Source organism: Mesorhizobium sp. USDA 3734, from assembly GCF_056279665.1.
The window spans coordinates 5545153-5570559 of sequence record NZ_JBWCCW010000001.1 but is presented as its reverse complement, the minus strand read 5'-3'; the positions used below and the strand labels follow the sequence as shown (position 1 = coordinate 5570559).

Sequence of the window (25407 nt, the reverse complement as noted above, 5' to 3'; positions counted from 1 at the left end):
TGGAGGAAATTACCCATGGCAGGTCACCTACAGTTCGCAATGACGTCAGAATACCGCGTCGTGGGAAGAAACGAAGAGGTTGCAGCGCCCCCGGAGAGATGGTGCCCTCAGAGCCGTCGCGCACGGCTTAAGGAAGATGATAATGCGGACACCATGCAGTGGCGGGTCGCACTAATACCTGATCTGGTCTAGTTGACCCTCGGCACCTAGTGAATGCAACCGATCCAAACCGTTCCGAGTCGCTTTTCAGCTGCCGCTTTTACGGCGTCGGAGCAGCGGTCAGACACGACTAGGCCGAACGGATTCATCAGCGATTCCGGCAATCCATACTCGTCGACTTCTCCGACAGGCTTTCTGCCCGAGAGCGCGGAGCGGATGCTCGCCCAAAGTGTCCATGCCAGTTCAATCTCGCCCTCCTGGCCGTCGTAAACGCTGCTCGCGGGCACTGTCTTTGAAACGATGCCCAGCTCATCAAGAAGCATCGTCGAAACTAAATGCGCGGCACAATCCGCTAGCTGGATTCCTGCGACCAATCTTGAATCGCAGCCATAGGTAACTGTAGCGCTACGAGGCATCTTGGCGGTTGTTCGCTTCATTCCCTCGTCCAGATAGATCGCCGCGATAGGAGTTTCGGGGGTAACTTCGACGCTGGATAGCAGCGTGGCAATATGCGTAGCGAGTATCGCTCGCTCCGAGATGGGGCAAACGGCCAATCCTATCTTGCAGTCGCGTAGGATGGACTGGAGGCGGTGTCGCAATTCCTGTGCCGCCGGGTTACCACGCATCGCCATGCTGCTCTTGAACTCGTCACGAGCGGGATCGAAACCGCAATCCAACAGGCCTTCAACGACTTGTTCCTGAACGTCGGCTTCACAGCACACGGCAGCCACAACTATGAAGTCTCCACGATCATGGATGCTTTCATCCACGAAGACACTTAAGCCGGAAGGGATTTTGCGTGCCGGGCTCAAAATACGCGGTAGCCGGTGCGGCCACCGCAGCGGTAGCCGTCCGGGGACTTGTGTTCATTTAGGGTGAGAGTCTGGGTCTTTCGCGTAAAAACCTTCTGACAGTAGGGGCATTGCACTTTGTAGTTTGATTCAAAACCGCCGAAGCCGCGAAACGCCTTCCCTCTTTGAGTTGAGGTGCGCGCCGACGTTGTCACGCGGCGAGCACCCTCACTGAAAGGCTTGCCGAAGTAGGCCTTGCGTGCCTCCTCCCCGGCCTTCGAGAGCTCAATTTCAAATTGGGGCTCAAAGGTCTCGTCTCTGTCCCAAGCATAAAAGTATTCGCGCGCGGGCTTGCCTTGCGCCTTCTTGTAGGAGCGGGAATACGGCTCGATCACCCGCTCAACACCATGGTAGCGGATTTTCATAAGTTTCCTGGCAGCGCCGGCCTCCATGATGAGGTTGCGATGTTCCGGTCCATAGTAAAGTTGTTCTCCCCAACCTCCACTGCCGATCCCACCGAACAGCTGCTCGATGGCATCCCTGAACCCTTCCGTCGCGCGACTAAAATCGAAGCGCGTCGCTTTCGGACATTTGATGTACTTGTCCCAAACGCCGCCGAAAAACGTCAAGGGAATGCCAAGCAATATGCTTTTGGCCGCGGCCGGGCTGGCACTGAAAATGGTCTTGTCCAAGAACGTGCGAAGGACCAATCCGCGGTCTAAGTCGATCGAGCGGTCGATAAACGTCGAGTAGACCAAATCAAATAGGTTATGGGAATGGCGGCGCTGGATGAGGCACTTCAGTTTGGTGGCAATCACCTCTTCCAGGGCCATACAGGGTAAGCGCCAAGCAGGCCCCGTGTTTCGCGGACCGATGAAGGACGCGACACTCTCGTGATGATTCTCACGGGAGGTTTGTTTGCAGTCTGCACCCAAGTCCAGACCTGGAACTTTTACAGTCATCGAGGCGGTTCCCGATCGTCTCGAGGCGAGCCCGGCGGTGCCGCGCCGTCGCTGGTCGGATGAAGCAAAGGCGCGGATTCTGGAAGAGGCGATGACGCCGGGCGCGAATGTCTCGGCGGTAGCGCGATCGCACCAAGTAAGCCCGCAGCAGGTGTTTGCCTGGCGGCGGAAGGCGATCCGCTCCGGCGCCCTCGCGATCCTGTCGGCAAAGCCGGAGATCCAGACGCAGAGCTTCGCGCCAGTGGAAGTGGCGCCTGGGGAGGGCGATCGTGCGGGCGGTCTGGAGATCGTCATCGGCGATGCGACGATCCGCGTGGGCAGCGGTATAGCAGCGACCCTTCTGGTCGAGGCGATCCGGGCGTTGCGATCGGCATGATCCCTTCCGGAGCCAAGGTCTATGTGGCGACGCGGCCGGTCGACTTCAGAAAAGGTCCGGACGGTCTGGCAGCGCTGGTGCGCGACACAGGCGCTGATCCGTTCTCCGGCGCGCTTTACGTGTTCCGAGCCAAGCGTGCGGACCGCGTGAAGATCGTATGGTGGGATGGGTCGGGTCTATGCCTGTTCGCCAAGCGGCTGGACGAGGATAAGTTCCGCTGGCCAAGGGTGGAGAATGGGGTGATCCGGCTTGCCGCGCCGCAATTGATGGCGCTCGTTGAAGGCATGGATTGGACGCGTGTTCGGGCCGAGCGGAGGCGACGCCCGACATCTGCCGGATAGACCGTGGCGAAGTGACTCAGGCGGCACAAAAGCAGTCCCGGAAGCGGGTCGAATATGCTTCTGTTGGCCTATGACGAATAGCGCTTCGGCCCTTCCCGACGACGTCGACACGCTCAAGGCGATGCTCGTCGCCATGGCGTCGGAAAAGGCCGAACTGCAGACCGAGGCGGGACAACTCCGGGGCGAAACGGCGGAACTCAAGGCCGAGATCGTCCGGATGGCGACGCTCAACGAGCGCGCCGAAGAGCGGATCGCCAATCTTCATGTGATCATCAAGCAGTTGGAGCGCGCCCGCTTCGGCCGTAGTTCCGAGAAGCTCGATGCCGACCAGCAGGCCTTCGCCTTCGACGAGGTCCAGACCGGGCTTGGCGCGATCGAGGCCGAACTCGAGGCGGCAAGGTCGACAGGCGAGCGGCGACGTGCGAGCCGCCCGCGCAAGGCGTTCCCGGCGCATCTGGAGCGCGTCGAGATCATCGTCGAGCCGGAGACTGTCGCCTGCGCCTGCGGCGCTTGCCAGCCGGTCAGGATCGGCGAAGACGTCTCCGAGCGGCTCGACGTGACGCCGGCGAAGTTCCGCGTCATCGTCACCCGTCGCCCCAAATATGGCTGTGCGCAGTGCAAGGAGGGCGTCAGCCAGGCGCCGGCGCCGGGTCACCTCGTCGAAGCCGGTGTGCCGAGCGAAGCGCTGCTCGCCCATGTCGCCGTCTCCAAATATGCCGATGGCCTGCCGCTCTATCGCCAGGAGGGCATCTATGCCCGCGACGGCGTCGAGATCAGCCGCAACTCCATGGCCAACTGGATGGGTCATGTCGGCTTCCATCTCGCCCCGCTCGCCGACCGTATCCTGGCGCTGATCAAGGAGGGCGCGCGGGTCTATGCCGACGAGACGACGCTGCCGACCTTGTCGCCAGGTTCCGGCAAGACGAAGACGGCCTGGCTATGGACCTACGCACGGGACGATCGAACCTTTGGCGGCACGGCGCCGCCCATGGTCGCCTACCTCTTCGAGGACAGCCGCAGCGGCGACTGCGTGGAGCGCCATCTCTCCGGCTACACAGGACTGCTTCAGGTCGACGGATGGGGTGCCTATAACCGGCTCGCGGAAGCGAAGCGCGCCGGGGGTCCGCTGACGCTGGCGGCGTGTTGGGCGCATCTGAGGCGCAAGTTCTATGAATTGCACGTGTCCGGCGTCTCGCATGTGGCGAGCGAAACCGTCGAGCGGATGGCCGAGCTGTGGGCGGTCGAGGAAGAAATCCGCGGCCAGGACCCCGACGTCCGCCGTTCCGCACGCCAGGAGCAGTCGGCCTCCATCGTCGCCAAGCTCTGGCCGTTCTGGGAAAAGGAACTGGGCCGCATCTCCGGCAAATCGAAACTCGCCGAGGCAATCCGCTACACCAGGAGCCGCCGTGAGGCGCTCGAACGCTTCCTGCACGACGGCCGTCTCGACATCGACTCCAACGCTGTCGAGCGGGCAATCCGGCCCCAGACAATTACAAGAAAGAATGCATTGTTCGCGGGCAGCGACGGTGGCGGGAAGACATGGGCCACGATCGCCACACACTCCTGCAGACCGCCAAAATGAACGGCGTCGACCCCTTCGCTTGGCTCACGAAAACGCTTGAGCGCATCGCCAACGGCTGGCCGAACCGCGATCTCGACCAACTCCTGCCCTGGCATCATCACGCAAACTGAACGGCCACGGCTGGGCGCTTACCATACAGGTAATCTCGGCCGAACAAACGTCTGCGTCCGAGTACGGATGGATAAGCCTGCGGGTAGTGGAAGGCAGGTGAAGTCGATCGAAGTCGGTCACATCGACTTTGACACTGATGGTCAGGTCGTCTTGAACGCCGAAGAAGTCGGTGAAGTACACCCGTCCTTTGTAAGAGTGGCGCGTGCTGTCCACCATCGGACCGAGCTCAAAAGTGTTCCGATCAATCAGAAACTCCACGCCGCATGCGGCCTGTGCGCTGAGACAAACGTTGTTGATTTCCATTGCTGTGAGTTCGGCATCGACAGCGTCATTAACGGAGAAGTCCAGATCGGCCGAAAATCGCGTATCGGCATAGAACGCTTTGCGCAGGCAGTTGCCGCCCTTGAACACAAGTCGGCCACGCAGATAGTCATTTTCGTAGATTGATTTTAGCAGCCAGCCAAAAACGTAATCGCGTTCGACATTCGGATGAAGGATGTCAAACTCAATGGCCTTGGCCTTTATTTCATTCTGTCCGATCATTCGACAAACATACTTATCCTCCGACAACCCTGTCGAGGTGCGACGGCGCAACATCCACTAAAGAGCATCACGCGTTGCAGCCCTGTTTGCACCAGCTCTCGGGCCCTACCCTACCGGTCCGCTTCGCGCTGCACTATGGTCGTTCGCTGTCTGCGTCGCCGATCCCAAATGGGGTCGTTTACTGAGTTTGCGTTGTCAGCGATCGAAACAGCGGGAACAGGCCCTGTATCAATGCGCGATTGCGTTCGAGACGTTGCCGATAACCCTTGACGGCGGCAGCCGGAAGATCGATCGCCTCTTGGCGCAATGCAATGACGAACACGCCCCGCATCAAGGCCGTCGGGGCCAAGGACCAGACACCGTTCGACCAGAGCCGCGACCACCATTGTCGTATCCTCGCTCGTCGGCAGCGCCGCGATGTAGGTCAGGCGCTCGCCCAAGGCTGCATAGAAGGGCTCGCGACGCTCCAAACGGATGGCGTCTGGATCGAGCGCAATCGGATCGCCCGCGGTCAGGCGGACAGCCTGTGCCAGCGCGATCGGCCTGGCGAGCTGATCATTATCCGCAGCCTTTTCGATGACCTTACTTAGACGGTCGAACACACCTGCCCGCCGCGCGAAGCCGAGGGTCACAAAAGCCCAATTCTGTACCGTGATGAGGTTCGGCGCCGTTGGCAATGGGATTGCGAAGGGTGCAAAGAGTAACGCATTGTGCCGAGCCGCTCGCCAGAACTGTTCAAGTGCGCTCACGATAGGATCAAGAAGCGCATCCAAGTCGTTTGGAGAGAGGGACAGGGCCTCGGCGATCGTGTCCAGTCGGTGGGTCAGGGTGCTTAGAGGCTGGTAGGCAGTCGCGATGGCAATGTTGTGCCGCTGCGTCGTTGCCGTGCCTAGCAGGACAATTAGGCCGCGCACGGCATCGTCTATACCGTCTCGGCCGACCAGTGCAGGCGTGGCGAACAGCACCGAGATATTTCCCGTGACGCTCGAGTGGTTCGACTTCAGGGCGCCGTCTCGCACCGCCCGCACGACCTCCTGAATGCGCTCGTCCTGCGCAGCCGGAGCATCGAGATAAGGAAGAATCTCGTCGAGCAGCGCGAGGAGACGGGTGCTTTCCGTCGCGTCGCCGAGACCGTGTCGCAAGATCGTTTGTGCGCACCGGGATCCGAATTCTGAGTTTTCCACCCAAAGCGCCCGCACCTCATCGCATGCAATGAAGGTAATGGCGGGTGAGATGATCGGCCAGCCGCTCTCTGATGGCGGCCTGTCTTCGAGAATGGTGAGGGTGACATCTGCCAGACGGGTCAGGTCATCGGGGGCAACTGCTACCGCACAGCCGACCGCCGCTTCCAGACCAGCTACCATCAGGTCAAATCGCTTGGTAGAAAAGCCGGCAAGGATCGCATCGGCAACGATCCGCGAATTGGACAGCACAAATTCAGGGCGTGTCCGTGCAATTTCCTTGATTGCGACTAGGCTTGTCTTCGGCAGGCTATGCCCTTGGATAAATGAGTCTCCTGGCGGTTCCTCAGCAAGTTTTGCGATGGCATCAATTAACAGACGCGCGATATGCTCCTTTTCGGCGCTTAACTTGCCCAGCCAGGCGATGAAGAGCTTCACGAGCACATTCAGACGCTCGCGCCGAACGCCGGTATGCCTCTGGGCGACTTCCGTCGCCAAGCCGATCACCTCTTGTGTCACATAAGCATCGACAAGGTCCTCGCGGCTGGCTTCGGGGCCCACGGCATCCTGCCGCCCGCTGCTGATCACCAGCCGCACCGCGAGATCGAAGCTCTCCGGCGTACGGTGTCGCCCGATCTGCTCGTACAGTTCGTCGAAAAGCGACCGCCCATAGAATGCCATGGCCTCGGTCGAAAGCGTGGCGCCGCCCAGCGCGTTCAGACGGCGAAGCGCAGCCCAGAAGCGTCGATGAGCGTCGGTGAACTTCTTGTTCGCCCACTGATCGAGGGGTACGCCGAGATCATGCGAGTGCTGGAGCAGGGGAGCGCGGAGTACGCAGGCGCGCACATCCGGAGGAAATATCCTGTGTTCGCTTTGACTAGCAGCATGCATTGCCGCCAGCGCTGCATTCAGCGCGAGCAACGGCCTAGTCAGAAGGGTTTCCGGCGCTTGGATCGCATCGAGCATGGCGTAGGTGGTTTTGGGCGATCCCGTCATTCCGGAGACGGTAGCAAGCGATTGGAGCGTCATGTCCGCAACCGCCTCCATGAGCTGGGACCAGGTACCGTCGGAAAAACCTTCGCACAAGCGCTGCGTAGCCCCGTAGAGCGCCCCGGCCAGACTCGGTTGGTCTGCGTCCAGCGCGAGGTCACCCAGATGCTTTGTGGCGACGATCCGTAGTGCAGGGTCGAGCGGCCCGAGGGCTTCTTCGGCCGTTCGAATGGTCGCCGGGTCCACTCGGTCGCCAATGGCGGAAACAAGGCTGATTGCCTTCGCAATCACGGTTAGGGATGCGGATCCACCCTCGGCATTTGCAAGCCAATAGCTGATCGACGTGAAGTCGACGGTGGCCAGTTCAAAGGCAGATGCGATCGACCGGCACCGTTCGCGAAAGGCTTCCGGGATGCGGCTATCATCATAGTGGACGCGCGCATCGGATTGCCAGGTCAAGACACGCAGCACATCCTGTAAATAGCTTGCCAAGCCTTGCTGGTCGGGCTTAAGGCGGATCGTCCAGGTCGCCAGGTGCGGAGGGGCGCCCGACATCTCCTCGATGCACAAGTCGCCGAGTTTTATCGTGCCGTCACTTGTCGCGCCTATGGTGGCGGCGCAGAGCTCGCGAACCAGATCAGCGGAGAGGAAATGACTTAGCGCAATCCATGCTGGAGCATTGTTGCCGAAGCTCATAATCCGTAGCGTGTTCGGACTCATAGTGTTTGGCCTGCTTCCCAATCGGCGAATGCGAGGTGGTTCGGCGACTGCCAGCGGCCAAGCAATACCTCGCAGCTGTTTGGCGCGCCAATCGGCCGCCACATTGAGGAATCGCGTAGCATGCTCGACAGATTGAACCCGAGAACGCGCACCGCCTCGTCATTGGTGGGCTGCGTCAGCGCGGCGATATAGCCCCGCCATTGCCAGTCTTTAGGTTCGCCTGGCGCGGACTGATGCCAGTCATTGTTCCCACCATTAGTTTTGTTGCGCCCGTAACGATTCAATCCGACGGCAGGGTGCAATTGCTGCTCACGCGGATCTATCGGCTGGAAGATGCCCGAGAGCCCGCCTTTTGATCCACCTTTTAGGGTCTCGAAGTTAGAAAGTATAAAGGTCGCGAAATGATGGCGAGGCAACTCGCCGCCTTGTGCCGCGCGGCAGAAGGCGTCGCGAAATTCTAGGTGCCATTCCCGCGGACGCGGCTGAGTCGTCGGCGGCCCATATTCGACTTGGGGCGTGTGAGTCGGGACTGACACCACGTCGATATGATCAGGTGGGTTGGCGAATGGTGACTCAGCGGCGTTTACTGCAACAAGTGGCGTGGGTGTGGCGCGGTCAGTCGGAAGGTTAAGGGCATCCGAGCAGATCAATGGTTGGATAGTAACGGACAGGTAACGCTTGTCGACGGGCAACAGCGTCACTAGCGAAAGTAGGTTAGCCTCCTCCATCATCCTCTCGGGAAGCGGACTAAACTCGTACTGTGAACGCACCAGTTTCGGGTGGATACAGATACGTAGGTGCTCATCCACGTCTAGCGTGAACAGGCAGCCCAGATTGAAATTGAGATTTACCGGCTGGTTCTCGAACCACGAAATAAACGGCGCGAGATCCTGCGGCACAATGGCCGGGATGGAGAGCAGCGCCTTGAGGAGTGACGTGATCTCTGCGTTCGAGAAGAGGTGAGGCTTATCGTCGCCGTCTGGTCGAAGTCCAACATGAATACAGCCCAACGTGCTAACCTGGCTGATCGACCGCAGTACCGATAGCAGGCCTTCGCCGGGGCGAACGCTTCGGGGAAAGTAACCAGGTCGAAGGGCGTACCCGCTTGGAAGCTGGTCTTGGTATAGCCGTCCATCGCACGTGGCGTGGGATTTATAAGTTCGGTTATTACTTGCTCGAAGATGTCGCCATGAACGGCAGGTGCATAAACACTGGGCTCGACGACTCGAACGACGAAACTGCGACGATCTCGCAACACCTTCCATACTAAGTGATTGCTCAGCAGCTTGGATGAAGAGTTATTCGCGGTCAGAAATAGTCCTCAGTTTTCACGAGCAAGATTTTGAAGTGCTGGGCTATAGTCCCGAGCGAAGATGCCATCCTGCAGACCGGTTGCGCAAGCCGTGCGCAATTATCAAGCGTGGAAAAGCGGTTCTTTCGTATGTTTCCAACCGCGCTCGTCTGGGGTCGGCAGGCCGTTTTCAGGACCCCTTCGTGCCCTGCGGGGTGGTTGGCCCGTGCCGAGGAGTTCGGCTTCCAGGCAGGGGCATGCGAAGTCTGAAAAAGGTTTTGACGCTAGCCAACTAGAGCTGCCCCATTAGATTGAGCAGTCCGCCCATGGGGGTGTTCCATGCTCGAAAAGGAATCTCAATCTTGGTGTTGTCAGGGGAGGTCTTGATCAGCTTCATTCCACCCCTTTCGAGAACGTCGACCGCTATGTCTCCGATTGGATCGAACTCGGCTCTATCATCCCATTCGCCGAACCGCTCCCATAGTCTTTTATAAGCGGTTTCGAGTTTTTCGAAATACTCGGCGAACCAGTGATCGTTGAGTGCTTCAGCCAATTCGGGGAGATCGCCGATCTTCTTATCAAGGCCGTGCATCGTGCCAATCAGATAAGATGCCCATTTTATGAGGTTGCCGTATAGTGGCGGGGACTTCTGTAAGAATTTGGTCGATGTCGCCATGCGTCCGATAGGATAGAATGAATTCATTCGCCGATTGGTCTGTTTCCGAAAGTGCCTTGACGAACGTGCTGACATAACCGTCCGTCGGGTCTGTACCCCAGCATGCACTCGCCCGCGTAGCACCGTACTCTTCCCAGCATGCATCGGTGACCTCTAGCCGGAAACGGTCGAAGTAGTTCGATGCACCCTCACGTAGAAGCACATTCGGAAATCGGTTGTCGAATGCTGTATGCAGCATCGCATGAGCGCATTCGTGTGCGAGGGTATGGATAGCCAGCGGGAATAATTCAGACTCAGGTTCTGCCAAGCCCAGGATCGCATGGACGTGAAAGACCAAGTGGGTTTTGAGTTTTCCATCTCTTAGAACCGCTGGTGCCATTGCTATGCCGATTACACCGTCTTCGTCGGTGGAGGCCGACAAAGGTCGGAGGTCGTCTATGCCGCGATCGAGAGCCGCTAAAGCTTCATGGTAGTCCCCAGAAATGGTAACGTCATCGACCCCGCTGAGGTCCATTGATCTGCCGAGAACCTTCATCGCCCCTAATACTCGATAGGCAAACTCGCGGGCTTTGTCCTCGCTCTCAAAAGGACCGCTGAGGCCAATACCAACGTTAGTTGGCAGCGTTGTAGGCTCCTCAGAACCATCGACGGCGATGGGTTCGCTATCATCAGCCATGCAGGGTAACTCCAGTGTGGCCGTAAGATCGGTATCGTATTGCTTCTGTTCAAGAATATTCGTTGGTCGCTGCAGGGTCCGGGCTACGCCAAGGTGCGTTTTGCCTGCTCGGTGATTACACTTCTCAGCTCGGCTATTGAATACGGCGGATTTCGGCGATGCACGACGTGATGACAATTTGCGCAGAGTGGCATGAGATCGCGGATCGGGTCGACCTGATAGGCTTCGCCGATCTTCGAGAAAGGCGTTAGATGGTGAACGTGGATGAGATTGGCGCCAATCGGACCATACCTATCTTCATAGCTGAGATCGCATGCCTGGCATCGGTAGCCGAAGTGCTTGATACACTCACGTCGAGCTTCAGCGTTGCGTTCGTATTTCGTGAGTTCAACCGTTTTTAGCTCGCCTTCGGTTAGGACGCCGGCGGGGACCCCCAAACCCCCGTCCGTCGCCGTAGTGGGAGGGGCCCGTCCGATCACGAAGTCCCCCGCGACCCCGGTGACGTGCATCTCCCAGATACCCCACTGACCAATGGAAAGGCTGGATTCCGGCGGGGCGGGATGCAACTCCGATGCCATCTCTCCTGTCACCGGGTCGCGCCATAAGCGGCGCATGTCGCGATTTCGTTCATGGAGATACCATGCCGGCCACTCGCCAAGTTGGTATGCCCAGGATTCGGCACGAGCGTGACACCTCCGCGCGATGGCCAAGCATTCCGAAGCGGGTGGAACTGCTATTGAGATCCGGAAGTTGGGGCCTGGCTGATCTGCGGGTGGTGTTAAATAGGCGTAGTTCTTCGTCTGCTTGACAAGCGACCATCCCCGCCTTGGAAGAATCACGCTCAGCGTGAGGGAAGCTCCGAATCGATAGGTGTTCGGTCCATACTTCTTTGGTGCCTTCCCACTTGCACTGAACTCGATCACTTCGATCGGCCAACCTGGAGGGGTGTGGGTGCGCGCCGCTGGTTCGTCGAGTTCCCAGGTATCTGCCTCTTCTTTGGCCACGAATCTGTTTCCCGTTAGAGGGTCGCGAGCTCGGATATCGTGCCATCCGGCTCGCTCGGTCTGGGTCTCAAGACCTAATCGTCCTTCGACAACATGTGATCGCAGTAGTCGCAGAGTCGAGGATTGTTGATAGACTTGTTGCTTATACTAAGTGACTCACCACACCTCGCGCAGTCGCCGCCCACAGCGTAGCCGCAAAAGAAGCATTTTACGGTGATGCCTGTTTCCACATATGTGGCGTTGTAACACTCAGGACAGTCGTGAATCGTCGGCTCCAGCCCCTCTTTGGCAGCCATGTAGTCATCAATGCCGTAGCCTGCCTGTACAATTATCTCGACGGTCTTCTCGGCTGAGAATGTATCGCCGCATGCCTTGCAGCACCCCTCTATGTCACCCGGCTCGTCGTTGGTGTCGTCTTTCTGGTAAACGAGCGACGATCTACAGTTCGGGCACGAGATATCATCGCGCTCGGCGATCTCTGGCCACCAGGGAATTTCCTGAAATGTCGCGTTGCACGTGTCTTTCAGCTTTCTGAAGAACGCGCGTTCTGCAAGCATCAGATCCCACGTGTCGCCAAGCTCAACCTTGGGCGATTTCTCCAGTATTGCGAAGAATCCTTCCACCAAAGGAAAGCAGTCGGCTATCACTTGCCGTATTGCTGGTTTCGGCGTTGCAGAGTGGTAGTGCTCGAAGTCATTCCGGAGCTTCTGGAGGCCTTTGATGTCGCCAGCGGGCCATGTGAGCTTGAAGCCCTTGAAACGGTCACGGAGTTCAGCCAAGTCAATGGTCTGCTGGCCTTTGGCTGCATATGCTACCTCGCCGTCGTCGTCCAAAATGGGGGCGAATTTTGATGCAAGGATTTCCATGGGTTCGGCATCGTCTGGCGCAGCATTCAAAAGACATTGTTTTCCGAGAAGCAGCACCCCGGCATAGAAATTCCGGAGCGCGCTTATCGGCCGGAGTTCGTCGTTGGATTGAAAATCCTGGATACCAAGCCTGATCGAGGCGATGGCGTTCTCGTAGATGTCACTCATCGCCTCTGAATCCTTGGTCGGCGTGGACAGCCATAGCGGCCACGTGATCGAATATCTTCTTTAGATGCTTGCTCACGAGCGCCAGTGTGGCCTTCGGAGCTTGCCCTGAATCGTAGACGGAGCCTTCGACAGCTTCCCGAAACTGTTTCACGGCCGCGCTTGGGGTGGTTCCAGCCAGATGGGCATAGTTGCTGGCCGAGAGCAGGGCCAACGCGTGAAAGGCGTGTTCAAGAGCCAGCAGCCTTGCCAAGTCGTCCTCACCCAATTGGCGCTCATTGTTCGCTTCCTCCGCCTGCGCGATCTCTGACCGATTCCCCTTCGCTTCTCAATTGTTGACAAGGGAATCCTTGAGGCCGTACACCTCCGCATACACCAACCAGGTGTACGTTTCTTGCTTCTGGCGATTTTTGTCAGCGCTATTTGCGCTTTAGAGTCAATTACTTAAGGGCGAGTTACTCGCAAAGTCCCTCCGTGCTCACCAAACGACCGCGTAAGTGGCTGATTTTTATACCATTTTCTGAAGGGGACCACGACGTGGACTCGAACCCCCTATTTCTGACCAAGCACTTATTGGTTTCACGCCCGCCAGTAACGAAGATGTTGAGACAGACAACTGACCCCAATCTGATCGTTTGTTGGAGTCGTGTGCAGCGCCCCGCGCCGATTTTCTGGAGTGATAAGCCGCGCCCGACGCGGCGAATTCGTAACCCTACTCGGCGGCCGTCTCCGATGGCGCCTCTGCCGGCCCCGAAGGCTAGGAGACCGATATGGGCATTACCACGCCGGCCGGATTCAAATGGACTGCAACACTGCGGCATCGCAAGCAACGTCGTTGCGGCCAAGATGGGGTGCCAGCGGAATGGCCTTTCTGGCTAGTTCGTCCCAGAACCGGATCGTCCGCTTCCGGCCCAAAAGTAGCCGGTCGGCAACGCGCCTCTGTCCGCCGTGATGATAGTTTCGCTACGATTTCATGATGACGTTCCAGTCGACTTGAAACCTGCTGCCGCGAGTTCACGACTCAACGCCTGTTTCCACGCGCCCCCTGTCGTGTAGGGTTCGTGCACCACGCCTTGAAGATCTGATGGTATCTCGGTCTGACCCTCCACAAGGGCCAAGATTCGGCTTCGGCCCAATCTGCAAACGAAATAACCCAGTTCAAAAATAACGTTCTGGCGTGCACGCGGCTGGGACGGTTTCGCCTTGGTGTTACCCTCGTCGTCAGGGGTCAGCACCACGACAGCGTAGCCAACGTCTCCATGAGCTTCGAACTTCTCGATGATTGTGCGACCTTGGTTGGCTTGTTCCATGAGGATGATTGCCTCGAACACAGCTTCTCCAATAATTGGGCTACTGCCTTGCGGGCGCCGTCCTGATGCCCATGAACGACAAAGACTTTGCGGGCGGCTGACGGCCTCCTCGGTGTGGAGGGTCCGCATGACGTGATCGATATACTCCCGCGCGAATGGCACCCAGCACCTGCGCTGTCATATTCTGCAGGTTGCCGTGTATTTGTTTCCATTGTAATAAAACGTATGCGCGAAATCGAGCGCGGCATCTTCCTCAGTCGCGAACTTGTCGACCAAGCTGATGACGGTCCCGAGCTCGGCTTCATGATCCGCGGGCTATTCCAGCGTTGCTGAACCGACCATCCCGCCCTGAGTCTCTTCGCCGGCTTTCAACCACGCGGCCAAATCGACGCCTTCGGTAAGTTGCTGCGTGACGCTTTCAACCTCGGCGTCATGCAGTTGGCGCGACAGTTTCTTTATGTGCCGGTCGAAGGAATTCGACTCGGCCCAACGGAGGTCATTGATCGTGTTCTCGATCTGCCTGAGGAGTAACGGCAACTTCTCAGTCTGCATTGGTTTGTCCTCGTCTTTCTGATCGGCTCGCGCCTGAGACGCACGTTCAGGGATCTGCTCCCGGTAGCTTTCTTTCATCTGATCGGCGAGATTCTCGATGATCTCGTTGCCTCGATAAGGGATCAAGATGCGGTCGACCGAGTTCTCCATCTGGCTGACCGCCGCGAGGACACTGCCGGGCTCGTTGGAGTCAAACCGCAAATGTGACGAGACCACCGTCGAGCGCGCGCAACGCTCGCTGAGCGTCCTTGAGTTGCTTCTACAATTTATCGAGGCCGCTGGTCTTTGAACGCCATGTTGCACCCGCGTTAGTATTTGTATTTATACATCGCCAGCGGGCGAACAGATATGGCGGTGGCCCTCGGGTGGCGCTTGTCCACAGGGTAGCCGGGCAGGCTCGAATCAGGCGACCGCTGTTGCCGCGTGGTGCTTCCGACCTTTCGTTCGCGCTGCTATGCAGATCGCAAAGCGTTACGCTTGTTAAGGCGCAAACGTATCTTCAGGTGCCCACTTTTGAGGGCGCCGGGAGCTGGCCCCCGGGCAGCCAGCGCATCACTCTACCGCGACGCTCATCCTCAGGCGCTCCATCTCCTGGAGCGCGCGGCGATACTCGACCGGCATCACTTTGCGGAATTTCGGCCGGAAAGCCGCCCAGTTGTCGAGGATCTCGCGGCCGCGCACCGAACCCGTGTAATGGACGTGGTTCGAGATCAGCTGATAGAGCCGCTCCTCGTCATGGCTGGTCATGTCGCCGGACACGTCGACGCGGCCTTTGTGGTCGAGGTCGCCGCCATGATGCAGCAGTTTCTCCATCAGGTCGTCTTCTTCGGGAACGGGTTCCAGTTCGACCATCGCCATGTTGCAGCGCTCGGCGAAATCACCCACCTCGTCGAGCACATAGGCGACGCCGCCCGACATGCCGGCGGCGAAGTTGCGGCCGGTCTGCCCGATGACGACAACAATGCCGCCGGTCATGTACTCGCAGCCATGGTCGCCAACGCCTTCGACGACGGCAGCGACGCCCGAATTGCGAACCGCAAAACGCTCGCCGGCGACGCCGCAGAAATAGGCCTCGCCCTCGGTCGCGCCGTAGAGCACCGTGTTGCCGACGATGATCGACTCGGCTGCGACGATCTTCGTGTTCTCAGGCGGGCGGATGACGATGCGTCCGCCCGACAGGCCCTTGCCGACGTAGTCGTTGGCGGCACCGACCAGCTCGAACGAAACCCCACGCGCCAGGAAGGCGCCGAAGGACTGGCCGGCGGTGCCGGTGAGCTTCACCGAGATCGTGTCCTCGCGCAGGCCCTTGTGCCTGAAGCGCTTTGCCACTTCGCCCGACAGCATGGCGCCGGTCGAACGGTCGACATTGCGGATCGGCAGCTCGATGCTGACCGCGCTGCCTGGCTTCGAGCGCCGGCTTGGCCAACTCGATCAGCTTGCGGTCGAGCACGTCGTCGATCGGATGCTTCTGCCGCTCGGTCCAGTGCACCGCCTCATGCGGCGCATCCGGCTTGAAGAACATCTTGCTGAAATCGAGCCCGCGCGCCTTCCAGTGCTGGATCAGCGCCCGCTTCTCCAGGAGTTCGGTGTCGCCGATGATCTGGTCGAGATGGGTGTAGCCCATCTCGGCGAGCAGCGCCCGCACCTCTTCCGCCACATAGAAGAAGAAGTTGATGACGTGTTCCGGCGTGCCCTTGAAGCGCTTGCGCAACACCGGATCCTGCGTCGCGACGCCGACCGGGCAGGTGTTGAGATGGCACTTGCGCATCATGATGCAGCCGGCCGCGATCAGCGGCGCGGTCGAGAAGCCGAATTCGTCGGCGCCAAGCAGCGCGCCGATGACGACGTCGCGGCCGGTGCGCAGGCCGCCATCGACCTGCAGCGCGACGCGCGACCTGAGGCCGTTGAGCACCAGCGTCTGGTGCGTCTCGGCAAGGCCCATTTCCCACGGGCTGCCGGCGTGCTTGAGCGAGGTCAGCGGCGATGCGCCGGTGCCGCCGTCATAGCCGGAAATGGTGATGTGATCGGCGCGCGCCTTGGCGACGCCGGCCGCAACCGTGCCGACACCGACTTCGGAGACCAGCTTGACCGAGACATCGGCCGCCGGGTTGACGTTCTTGAGGTCGTAGATGAGCTGCGCCAGATCCTCGATCGAGTAGATGTCATGATGCGGCGGAGGAGAGATCAGGCCGACGCCGGGCGTCGAATGCCTGACCTTGGCAATGGTGGCATCGACCTTGTGACCGGGCAGCTGACCGCCCTCGCCGGGCTTCGCGCCTTGCGCGACCTTGATCTGCATCACATCGGAGTTCACCAGATATTCCGCCGTCACGCCGAAACGCCCGGAAGCGACCTGCTTGATCGCCGAACGCTCGGGGTTCTTGCCGCCGTCCGGCAGCGGCAGGTAACGGTCGGCCTCTTCTCCGCCCTCGCCGGTGTTAGACTTGCCGCCGATGGCGTTCATGGCGCGGGCCAGCGTGGTGTGCGCTTCCCTGGAGATCGAGCCGAAGGACATCGCTCCGGTCGAGAACCGCTTGACGATATCGGCCGCCGACATGACCTCGTCGAGCGCGACCTTCTTGCGCCCGGTTTCTTCGGCCAGCCTGATCTTGAACAGGCCGCGAATGCTCTGCGCCCGCGCCGTCTCGCTGTCGATCTGAGCGGAATAGTCCTTGAACGTCTGCCACGATCCCTGGCGCACGGCGTGCTGCAGGGTGGCCACCGCATCGGGCGACCAGATATGCGCTTCGCCGCGCATGCGGAACATGTATTCGCCGCCGACCTCGAGGCTGTTGCGCAGCACCGGGTCGTTGCCGAAGCCGTCGGCGTGGCGGCTGACCGTCTCGGCCGCGATCTCTTCCAGCCCGACGCCTTCGATCAGCGTCGCGGTGCCGGTGAAATATTTTTGCACGAAGTCGGTCTTCAGCCCGATGGCGTCGAAGATCTGCGCGCCGCAATAGGACTGGTAGGTCGAGATGCCCATCTTCGACATCACCTTGAGAATGCCCTTGCCGATCGACTTGATGTAGCGGGAGACGACCTCATTGGCGTCGACTTCGGCCGGCAGCTCGCCGCGCTTGTGCATGTCGAGCAGCGTGTCGAAGGCGAGATAGGGATTGATCGCCTCGGCGCCATAGCCCGCAAGGCAGCAGAAATGATGCACCTCGCGCGGTTCGCCGGACTCGACCACCAGCCCCACCGATGTGCGCAATCCCTTGCGGATCAAATGATGGTGGACTGCCGCCGTCGCCAGCAATGCCGGGATGGCGATGCGATCCGGCCCGAGCTGACGGTCGGACAGGATGATGATGTTGTAGCCGCCGGCGACCGCCGCCTCGGCGCGCTCGCACAGCCGGTCGATGGCGCCCTGCATGCCGGCCGCGCCTTCGTTCGAAGCATAGGTGATGTCGATCGTCTTGGTGTCGAAACGATCCTCGGTATGACCGATGGAGCGGATCTTCTCATGATCGCCATTGGTCAGGATCGGCTGGCGCACTTCGAGCCGCTTGCGACGCGAATTGCCGACGAGGTCGAAGATGTTCGGCCTCGGCCCGATGAACGACACCAGACTCATCACCAGTTCCTCGCGAATTGGGTCGATCGGCGGGTTGGTGACCTGGGCGAAGTTCTGCTTGAAATAGGTGTAGAGCAGCTTCGATCTGTCCGACATCGCCGAAATCGGCGTGTCGGTGCCCATCGAGCCGACCGCTTCCTGGCCGGTGGTCGCCATCGGCGACATCAACAGCTTGGTGTCTTCCTGGGTAAAGCCGAACGCCTGCTGGCGATCGAGCAGGCTGACGTCCCTGCCCAGCGCCCGCGGCTCGACCGGCTTCAGGTCTTCGAGGATAAGCTGGGTGTTGGCGAGCCAGCTCTTGTAGGGATGCCTGGTCGCGATCTCCGACTTGATCTCCTCGTCGGAAACGATGCGGCCCTTCTCCAGGTCGATCAAAAGCATGCGGCCGGGCTGCAGCCGCCACTTCTTGACGATCCTTTCCTCCGGCACGGTGAACGCGCCGGCTTCCGAGGCCATGATGACGCGATCGTCGTCGGTGACGATGTAGCGCGCCGGGCGCAGCCCGTTGCGGTCGAGCGTGGCGCCGATCTGGCGGCCGTCGGTGAAGGCCACCGCCGCCGGCCCGTCCCACGGCTCCATCAGGGCGGCGTGGTATTCATAAAAGGCCTTGCGATCTTGATCCATCAGCTTGTTGCCGGCCCAGGCCTCGGGGATCAGCATCATCATTGCGTGAGCGAGCGAGTAGCCGCCCTGCGTCAGGAATTCGAGCGCATTGTCGAAACAGGCGGTGTCCGACTGCCCCTCATAGGAGATCGGCCACAGCTTGGAGATGTCGTTGCCGAACAACTCCGAATCGACCGACGCCTGGCGCGCCGCCATCCAGTTGTTGTTGCCGCGCACCGTATTGATTTCGCCATTATGCGCAACCATGCGGTAAGGGTGCGCCAGCTTCCATGACGGGAAGGTGTTGGTCGAAAAACGCTGGTGGACGAGGATCAGCGCCGTTTCGAAACGCGGATCGCTCAGATCCTTGTAATAGGCGCCGACCTGATAAGCCAGGAACATGCCCTTGTAGACGATCGTGCGCGCGGACAGCGAGACGCAGTAGGAACCGATGCCGCGATTGTCGTTCTCCGCGTAGATGCGGCCGGAGATCACCTTGCGCAGGAGATAAAGCCGCGCCTCATAATCTTCGTCGTCATCGATGTCGGGTGTGCGCCCGATAAAGACCTGGCGGTGGTACGGCTCGGCGGCCGCAATGTCGGGCGCCTTGGACAGCGACGAATTGTCGACCGGCACATCGCGAAAGCCGATAAGCGGCAGGCCTTCCGATTGCGCCGACTCAGTGATGATCTCGTCGACATGCGCGCGCAACGCGGCGTCCTGCGGCATGAACCAGTGGCCGATGCCATACTGTCCGGCTGGCGGCAGTTCGATACCCTGCCTGGCCATTTCCTCGCGAAAGAAACGGTCGGGAATCTGCACAAGCACGCCAGCCCCGTCGCCCATCAGCGGGTCCGAGCCGACGGCCCCGCGATGCGTCAGGTTCTGCAGCATAGCCAAGCCGTCCTCGACGATCTGGTGCGACTTCACGCCTTTCATCTGCGCAATGAAGCCGACGCCGCAGGCATCATGTTCGTTACGCGGATTGTAGAGGCCGTGCTCAGCAGCGCGTTTGACGGCGACGGCTTTCATCTGCGCGGGGGCGGTCTGCTCCGTTGTCACAGGTGAAACGTGCATCATCGTCCTTCCTCCGTTCTTGCATCCGGCTTGGCTCCGCGCCAGAGAAAAGGGCGGCATCACTGCCGCCCTTCCGAGCTTGTTGAGCTGCGTGGATCTTAGAAATCCATACCACCCATGCCGCCCATTCCGCCCATACCGCCGCCGCCCATGCCGCCTGGCATGCCGCCGCCAGCCGACTCCTTCTTCGGAGCATCCGCGATCATGGCTTCGGTGGTGACCAGCAGGCCGGCGACCGAGGCCGCGTCCTGGAGAGCCGTGCGCACAACCTTGACCGGATCGACGATACCCATGGCGATCATGTCGCCATATTCGCCGGTCTGGGCGTTGTAGCCGAAGGTCGCGCCCTTGTTCTCGAGGATCTTGCCGGCAACGATCGATGCTTCCGCACCGGCGTTGGCCGCGATCTGGCGAGCCGGAGCCTGCAGCGCGCGACGCACGATGGCGATGCCAGCGGTCTGGTCGGAGTTGGCGCCGACAGCCTCGATGCTCAGCGAAGCGCGCAGCAGTGCAACGCCGCCGCCGGGAACGATGCCTTCTTCGACGGCCGCACGGGTCGCGTTGAGGGCGTCATCGACGCGGTCCTTCTTTTCCTTGACTTCGATCTCGGTCGCACCGCCGACGCGGATGACGGCGACGCCGCCCGCCAGCTTGGCGAGACGTTCCTGCAGCTTCTCCTTGTCGTAGTCCGAGGTGGTCTCCTCGATCTGCTGCTTGATCTGGGCGACGCGGCCCTGGATCTCGGCCTTCTTGCCGGCGCCGTCGACGATGGTGGTGTTCTCCTTGGAGATCGACACCTTCTTGGCGCGGCCGAGCATGTTGAGGCCAACATTCTCGAGCTTGATGCCGAGGTCTTCGGAAATGACCTGGCCACCGGTGAGGATGGCGATGTCTTCCAGCATGGCCTTGCGGCGATCACCGAAGCCCGGCGCCTTGACGGCGGCGATCTTCAGGCCGCCACGCAGCTTGTTGACGACCAGCGTGGCCAGGGCCTCGCCTTCGACGTCTTCCGAGATGATGACCAGCGGCTTCGAGGTCTGCACGACAGCCTCGAGGATCGGCAGCATGGCCTGCAGATTGGAGAGCTTCTTCTCGTGGAGAAGGATGTAGGCGTCTTCCAGATCCGCAACCATCTTGTCGGCGTTGGTGACGAAGTAGGGCGAGAGATAGCCGCGGTCGAACTGCATGCCTTCGACGACTTCGAGTTCGGTCTCGGCGGTCTTGGCTTCCTCGACCGTGATGACGCCCTCGTTGCCGACCTTCTGCATCGCTTCGGCGATCATCGAGCCGACCGAAGCATCGCCATTGCCGGCGATGGTGCCGACCTGGGCAACCTCTTCCGAGGTCTTGATCTTCTTGGCGTTCTTGATCAGCGTCGCGACGACGTCGCTAACCGCGAGGTCGATGCCGCGCTTCAGGTCCATCGGGTTCATGCCGGCGGCAACCGCCTTGTGGCCTTCCTGGACGATCGACTGCGCCAGAACGGTCGCGGTCGTGGTGCCGTCGCCGGCGATGTCGTTGGTCTTCGAAGCAACTTCGCGGACCATCTGCGCGCCCATGTTCTCGAACTTGTCCTCAAGCTCGATTTCCTTGGCGACGGTGACGCCGTCCTTGGTGATGCGCGGTGCGCCGAACGACTTGTCGATGACGACGTTGCGGCCCTTGGGGCCGAGCGTGACCTTCACGGCGTCGGCGAGGATGTTGACGCCGCGCAGCATGCGCTCACGGGCATCGCGGGAGAATTTTACGTCTTTCGCAGTCATTTTCTACTCCTGGGCATTTCGCCCTAAATCCAGATTGGATGGTGATGAAAGGTGGCGGCGTGTCAGCCGATGATGCCCATCACGTCGGATTCCTTCATGATCAGAAGGTCTTCGCCATTGAGCTTGACTTCGGTGCCCGACCACTTGCCGAACAGGATGCGATCGCCGGCCTTGACGTCCAGCGGGACGAGCTTGCCGGCTTCGTCGCGGGCGCCGGAACCGATGGCGATGATCTCGCCTTCCTGCGGCTTCTCCTTAGCCGTATCGGGGATGATGATCCCGCCTGCGGTCTTGGATTCGGATTCGACCCGACGAACGACCACGCGGTCATGAAGCGGCCGGAAATTGGATTTTGCCATTTTGGATGTCCTGGTGCGGATGTTGAACGGTTCTCCGTTGCCGGAGCGTGCGAGTGCTATCGTGGCGCTGAGATAGGCGGTCGGCTGCCTCCCCGTCTTCCCTGTGGGAGCAGGTGGGTCGGTGGGCAGCGTCGAGCTGGCTAGTAACCTTCTTCATGTTCCAAGTCTTACTCCAGTGCCATCTTTGATGGGTCCGGGAGGCCCGCGGCGGCAGTATGTTTTGGTGAGGTGATCAGGCACGTCTTCTCCTTGTCGGTCACGTGTTTGCGGATAACAGCGAGGCTGGGCTGGACGCCTGGGCCGGCCTATTTGCACAACCACGTCAGGGAAATGGACGAATTGGCCAGTAAGCCATTCCGACTATCGCCCCTTCTTTGGTTTCCTCCTTGGCCGCCCCTTTCACCTTTTGGGAGAATCCTTTTGCGGAGCCACACAGAGAGCGCCGTGACAAACCTTCTCACCCTTGTAGTTGGCCAGAGCCTGCAGCAACTCCGGTAGAAGGGACTGTTTCAGGTCGTCCGAGATAGGCTCCGGACCCTCCAGCGCTTTCAGTGCCTGCTCGACCAACTCGATGGCGCGATCTTTGCCGCTCTCATGATAGTACTGAGCGACCACCGGATAAGACAGGAACTTATAGCCGTCGCCTTGCGGCAGTGCCACGATGTGTTTGGACAGCTCTTCACCCATCGCGAAGCGCTCAGCAGACGGAAAGCCGGAATAATCAAAGCCCGGCGTGAAGAGTTGGAATAGCGCCCAATACATCCATCCCCAGGACTTTCTGTCGATCGCGTCGCGAACGAATTGGCGCATTACGGGCAAGCCGGCCTGCATGTCGCGCATATTGTGAAGCAACAGTTGCGCATGACGGAGGCGGAAATTGAGGTTGTCCGGCATCAAGGTGATGCCCTCTTCGATTACCGAGAGCGCCGTCTTCCAATCCTCGGCCTCCATTGCCGGCCGAAATTTGTCGTATATGGGCTTGGTCAGCGCTTGTTCGCGCGCCATGGTTTCGCCTTCCGCGATCCGCTCCGCATCGGCGGATTTTGCCTGATCGCTGCTGCGCCAACTGCCGTTAAGCACCTTCGGCAAGACCTCATCGAGTTCCGTCGGACCACCGATAAAGGCGATGTGACCATCTCGGTCGACCACGAACGAGGTCGGAATCCCGAAAGAAAAGCTGGGCTCCATCCAAAGCTTTTTCATTTCGCCTGTGGAGTCGAACGCCATCGGAAAGTTCAGATCCGTGAACTTTTCGGTCAACCAAGCGTCCAACTTGCTTCGGGCCTCATCGGCCGTTGGAGCGCGTTCAGAAGCCGCGACTCCAACGATCTCAACGCCGCTGTCCTTGTATTTCTCCTGCAGCTGGATCAGATGGGGCATCGCGTCCACACAAGGGGCGCACCAAGTTGCCCAAAATTCGACGATGTACACTTTTCCGGGCTCGAAGCTGGTGAGCGGCTTGCCACGCAGCCAGTTTTCCACTTGAATCGACGGAGCCGGAGACTCGATCTGCAACACCACGTGGCTCTCCAAAGCTGTTGTCAAAGGTTGTGAGATTTTCTGCACGAGCTTATTTCCCTCTCAGAGACGGCACCCGGTTCAGGGGAGAGAACATCCTCGTCTTGCTCCATTGCGTGCCGTCCTGCTCAAGGGTTGCAAGGGCGATGCCAGCGGGCTCATCGCGCGGTAAGTGCATGAATATGCTTTGAAAAACCTCTGCAGTGCCCAACATGGCCGGTTGTAATGAACCTGACATTTTTGCCAATGTTTGTTCTGAACCTGACATTTTGTCCGCCGCTGTCAGGCTTTGGACACGCATTGCACGTGCTTAGGGCCGCCAGAAAAGCGTGGCCCGCCTTCGTGATCTCGGCATAGCTCTTGCGCTGGAAGTGAACCGCGCGCCGCGCCAACTCCAATTCGAGTGTGCTGAGCAGCGTCTCGCTGCTCGCCTGCGCCAAAGTGGTCTCGAAAAATTCGATCTCCTTCCGCCGATAGGCCTCCCGTTTGCTCTCAGCGTGCTGAACATAATCCGCAAATGGGGAGGTTCCGTCGGCGTTGGGCGCGAAATGCTCATGCACCGTGTCGGTCTGCGGATAGTAGAAATCGGGATGCAGATGGCGGACCGTCCTGTCATCGTCCTCGACCGCGATTTGCCGCTCATACACCAGTCAGCGGTGGCGGTCTGCGCCTCGCCGCCCTTTCGCGCATCCTCGTAGCGATGGTGACGCTTTCGTCGTCCTGGTCGATCTCCGTGACCTTCACGTTGTATTTGGTAAGGCTGCCGACTTCCCTCTCGAACGCCATGGCTATCATGTCCATGCCGCCGACCGGCTGCAGCATCGTGGTCTGGTAGTCATAGAGACTGCCAGTGCTAAGGCTGCTCCACAGGCCGGATTGCACGATGTCGGAGAGCCCTATCGGCTGCGATGGCTTGGCCAGCGGCATCTGGCCGCCGCCCAGTTCAATATCAAAGCCTCGCCGCTCGCTGCTGTGAATGCCAGCGACATAAGCGTAGTTTTCGTCAAGCGCGCCCCAGCTCTGCAACGCTTCCAGCAGCTTCTCCCGGTCCTCCGTCGAGACCGCCTGGTCGAGTCCACCCTGCTTCGTCACCTTGGAAAGCAGCTCGGCGACATGGCCGTTGAAATCCGCGCTGACATGGCGGTAGCGCTGCGGCTTGCCTTCGAACGCCTTGACCGAATGCAAGTAGGCGTTGTGGTTCACCTGCACGAACGCCTGGAGTTTGACGCCGAGCCGCTTGCAGTAATCCAGCACGGCATGGTGATGGTAAGGGATACGCCACGGGCCGGGATTGATATAAGACCCTCGTCGAACTTGCATTCCTGCTCGAAGCCGCCGAGTTCGGTGTAATTGTCGCCGCCACGCAGCGCCAGCAGCGACCGCCGGCTTTTTCCCTGTACTCCAGAACCTGCACCTTGTAGCCGACCAGCGGGTCAGGGGTAGACCGGCCTCAGACGATTGTCTACCGGCTTGCCGACCGCCGGGCGTCGCTGTTAGCGATCACCCATCGATCGCGTGACGCCGAGCGCCGGATTTGCAAGAGATGGTTGCCGTGCTACGGCGACGCTCCAGGTCGAAAGGAAAGAAGATGGGACAAGAGTATGCCCGTGAGAAATTCGTGATCGCCATGTCCAGCCTGGTGTCGCCCGGCGACATCCGCAAACGGCTGGAAGGCGCGTACATGTCATTCCGCCCTGTCCGAGCAAGCACTTAACAGTCATGAAATGGCAGCGCGGTACAAGAGATCATGTCGCGGCTTACCGCCGTGAAGGCGAGCAATCCGCAGCAGGGTCATCTGCATGCCACGCTCGATCAGAGGACCCGGGAAAAAGCTGGGGAGATGGCCGAACTGATGTGGAATTTGATCTGCGATCTGCTGACGTCACCCACTACCCCGCTTGGGTCCACTAAGTTCCGGCAGATCATCTCTGACTGCGGACACTGTTTGTCCTCTCCCCCGGAATCGCCGTCGCGGGTTTTTCGCGGCCGTGGCCGCCTCGCTGTCTGCTGTGCGCCTGACGAGTCGCGCAGCAGATGAGAAACCCTGCGTGCGTCGCGCTGGCGCTGATGGTGCAGCCGGAGATACGGCTGCTCGAGGAGCCATGACCGAGATTTCATTACAGGAAGAACTGGCGCGCATCTGAGCGAGAAAAACTCATCCTGGTGGACAAGGGCGTGCCAGCCGGCGCGGGCGTTTCGCGCCTCCAGCGCGGCAAT

At 59.8% G+C, this 25407-nt stretch carries 20 protein-coding genes and 2 pseudogenes; 4 read left to right on the top strand and 18 right to left on the bottom strand.

The window, feature by feature from the left end; genetic code table 11:
• Positions 1–206: 206 nt before the first annotated feature.
• Complete coding sequence (locus ACZ89F_RS26715; RefSeq protein ID WP_476095018.1) at positions 207–929, bottom strand: hypothetical protein; 723 nt, start codon at positions 927–929, stop codon at positions 207–209.
• 38 nt (positions 930–967) lie between these two features.
• A complete protein-coding gene (locus tag ACZ89F_RS26710; RefSeq protein ID WP_476095017.1) occupies positions 968–1783 on the bottom strand; it encodes a hypothetical protein in 816 nt (271 codons plus the stop codon).
• An 85-nt stretch (positions 1784–1868) separates the two neighbouring features.
• On the opposite strand from ACZ89F_RS26710, the gene tnpA reads away from it, so the two are divergent.
• The 3 genes and pseudogenes from tnpA to tnpC all read left to right on the top strand — a co-directional run bounded on the left by tnpA (position 1869) and on the right by tnpC (position 4321).
• Positions 1869–2288, top strand: a complete 420-nt coding sequence (gene tnpA, locus ACZ89F_RS26705) for an IS66-like element accessory protein TnpA (protein WP_476090855.1) — start codon at positions 1869–1871, stop codon at positions 2286–2288.
• Complete coding sequence (gene tnpB, locus ACZ89F_RS26700) at positions 2285–2629, top strand: IS66 family insertion sequence element accessory protein TnpB (RefSeq protein WP_476090856.1); 345 nt, start codon at positions 2285–2287, stop codon at positions 2627–2629. The genes tnpA and tnpB overlap by 4 nt, the downstream gene beginning before the upstream one ends.
• 70 nt (positions 2630–2699) lie before the next feature.
• A pseudogene (gene tnpC, locus ACZ89F_RS26695) lies at positions 2700–4321 on the top strand (IS66 family transposase).
• Here tnpC and ACZ89F_RS26690 read toward each other — a convergent pair.
• From ACZ89F_RS26690 to ACZ89F_RS26650, 9 genes are all read right to left on the bottom strand, one after another.
• Complete coding sequence (locus tag ACZ89F_RS26690; protein ID WP_476095016.1) at positions 4236–4865, bottom strand: nucleotidyl transferase AbiEii/AbiGii toxin family protein; 630 nt, start codon at positions 4863–4865, stop codon at positions 4236–4238. The pseudogene tnpC and the gene ACZ89F_RS26690 overlap by 86 nt on opposite strands.
• Before the next feature lie 110 nt (positions 4866–4975).
• Positions 4976–7732, bottom strand: a complete 2757-nt coding sequence (locus ACZ89F_RS26685; protein WP_476095015.1) for a hypothetical protein — start codon at positions 7730–7732, stop codon at positions 4976–4978.
• Between the two features lie 20 nt (positions 7733–7752).
• The gene (locus ACZ89F_RS26680; RefSeq protein ID WP_476095014.1) at positions 7753–8766 is read right to left on the bottom strand and encodes a hypothetical protein; all 1014 of its coding nucleotides are present in this window, start codon (positions 8764–8766) and stop codon (positions 7753–7755) included.
• Between the two features lie 573 nt (positions 8767–9339).
• Complete coding sequence (locus ACZ89F_RS26675; protein WP_476095013.1) at positions 9340–9639, bottom strand: hypothetical protein; 300 nt, start codon at positions 9637–9639, stop codon at positions 9340–9342.
• Positions 9626–10399, bottom strand: a complete 774-nt coding sequence (locus ACZ89F_RS26670) for a hypothetical protein (protein ID WP_476095012.1) — start codon at positions 10397–10399, stop codon at positions 9626–9628. The genes ACZ89F_RS26675 and ACZ89F_RS26670 overlap by 14 nt, the downstream gene beginning before the upstream one ends.
• Positions 10400–10482: 83 nt before the next feature.
• Positions 10483–11403, bottom strand: a complete 921-nt coding sequence (locus ACZ89F_RS26665) for an HNH endonuclease (RefSeq protein ID WP_476095011.1) — start codon at positions 11401–11403, stop codon at positions 10483–10485.
• A gap of 74 nt (positions 11404–11477) precedes the next feature.
• Positions 11478–12437, bottom strand: a complete 960-nt coding sequence (locus ACZ89F_RS26660; protein ID WP_476095010.1) for a hypothetical protein — start codon at positions 12435–12437, stop codon at positions 11478–11480.
• On the bottom strand, positions 12430–12702 hold the full coding sequence (locus ACZ89F_RS26655; RefSeq protein WP_476095009.1) for a hypothetical protein: 273 nt from the start codon (positions 12700–12702) through the stop codon (positions 12430–12432). Before ACZ89F_RS26655 ends, ACZ89F_RS26660 begins: the two co-directional genes overlap by 8 nt.
• Before the next feature lie 703 nt (positions 12703–13405).
• A complete protein-coding gene (locus ACZ89F_RS26650) occupies positions 13406–13765 on the bottom strand; it encodes a TIR domain-containing protein (RefSeq protein ID WP_476095008.1) in 360 nt (119 codons plus the stop codon).
• Between the two features lie 111 nt (positions 13766–13876).
• Between ACZ89F_RS26650 and ACZ89F_RS26645 the strand changes: the two genes are divergently transcribed.
• Positions 13877–14077 (top strand): hypothetical protein, encoded by a 201-nt coding sequence (locus ACZ89F_RS26645; protein WP_476095007.1) that lies wholly within the window; start codon positions 13877–13879, stop codon positions 14075–14077.
• On the opposite strand, the gene ACZ89F_RS26640 is transcribed toward ACZ89F_RS26645, so the two are convergent.
• The 7 genes and pseudogenes from ACZ89F_RS26640 to ACZ89F_RS26610 all read right to left on the bottom strand — a co-directional run bounded on the left by ACZ89F_RS26640 (position 14060) and on the right by ACZ89F_RS26610 (position 24510).
• Positions 14060–14497: a hypothetical protein gene (locus tag ACZ89F_RS26640; RefSeq protein WP_476095006.1), complete on the bottom strand. Its 438-nt coding sequence runs from the start codon at positions 14495–14497 to the stop codon at positions 14060–14062. The two genes, ACZ89F_RS26645 and ACZ89F_RS26640, sit on opposite strands and share 18 nt — an antisense overlap.
• Positions 14498–14848: 351 nt before the next feature.
• Positions 14849–19553: pseudogene (gene gltB, locus ACZ89F_RS26635) on the bottom strand (glutamate synthase large subunit).
• Positions 19554–19648: 95 nt separating this feature from the next.
• Positions 19649–21313 (bottom strand): chaperonin GroEL, encoded by a 1665-nt coding sequence (groL, locus tag ACZ89F_RS26630; protein WP_476095005.1) that lies wholly within the window; start codon positions 21311–21313, stop codon positions 19649–19651.
• Between the two features lie 62 nt (positions 21314–21375).
• A complete protein-coding gene (groES, locus tag ACZ89F_RS26625; RefSeq protein ID WP_476095004.1) occupies positions 21376–21672 on the bottom strand; it encodes a co-chaperone GroES in 297 nt (98 codons plus the stop codon).
• A 399-nt stretch (positions 21673–22071) separates the two neighbouring features.
• On the bottom strand, positions 22072–23193 hold the full coding sequence (locus ACZ89F_RS26620; RefSeq protein WP_476095003.1) for a TlpA disulfide reductase family protein: 1122 nt from the start codon (positions 23191–23193) through the stop codon (positions 22072–22074).
• A 155-nt stretch (positions 23194–23348) separates the two neighbouring features.
• Complete coding sequence (locus ACZ89F_RS26615; RefSeq protein ID WP_476095002.1) at positions 23349–23837, bottom strand: hypothetical protein; 489 nt, start codon at positions 23835–23837, stop codon at positions 23349–23351.
• Entirely contained in the window at positions 23830–24510 is a 681-nt protein-coding gene (locus ACZ89F_RS26610; protein ID WP_476095001.1) for a flavin monoamine oxidase family protein, read from the bottom strand. Before ACZ89F_RS26610 ends, ACZ89F_RS26615 begins: the two co-directional genes overlap by 8 nt.
• Between the last annotated feature and the right edge of the window lie 897 nt (positions 24511–25407).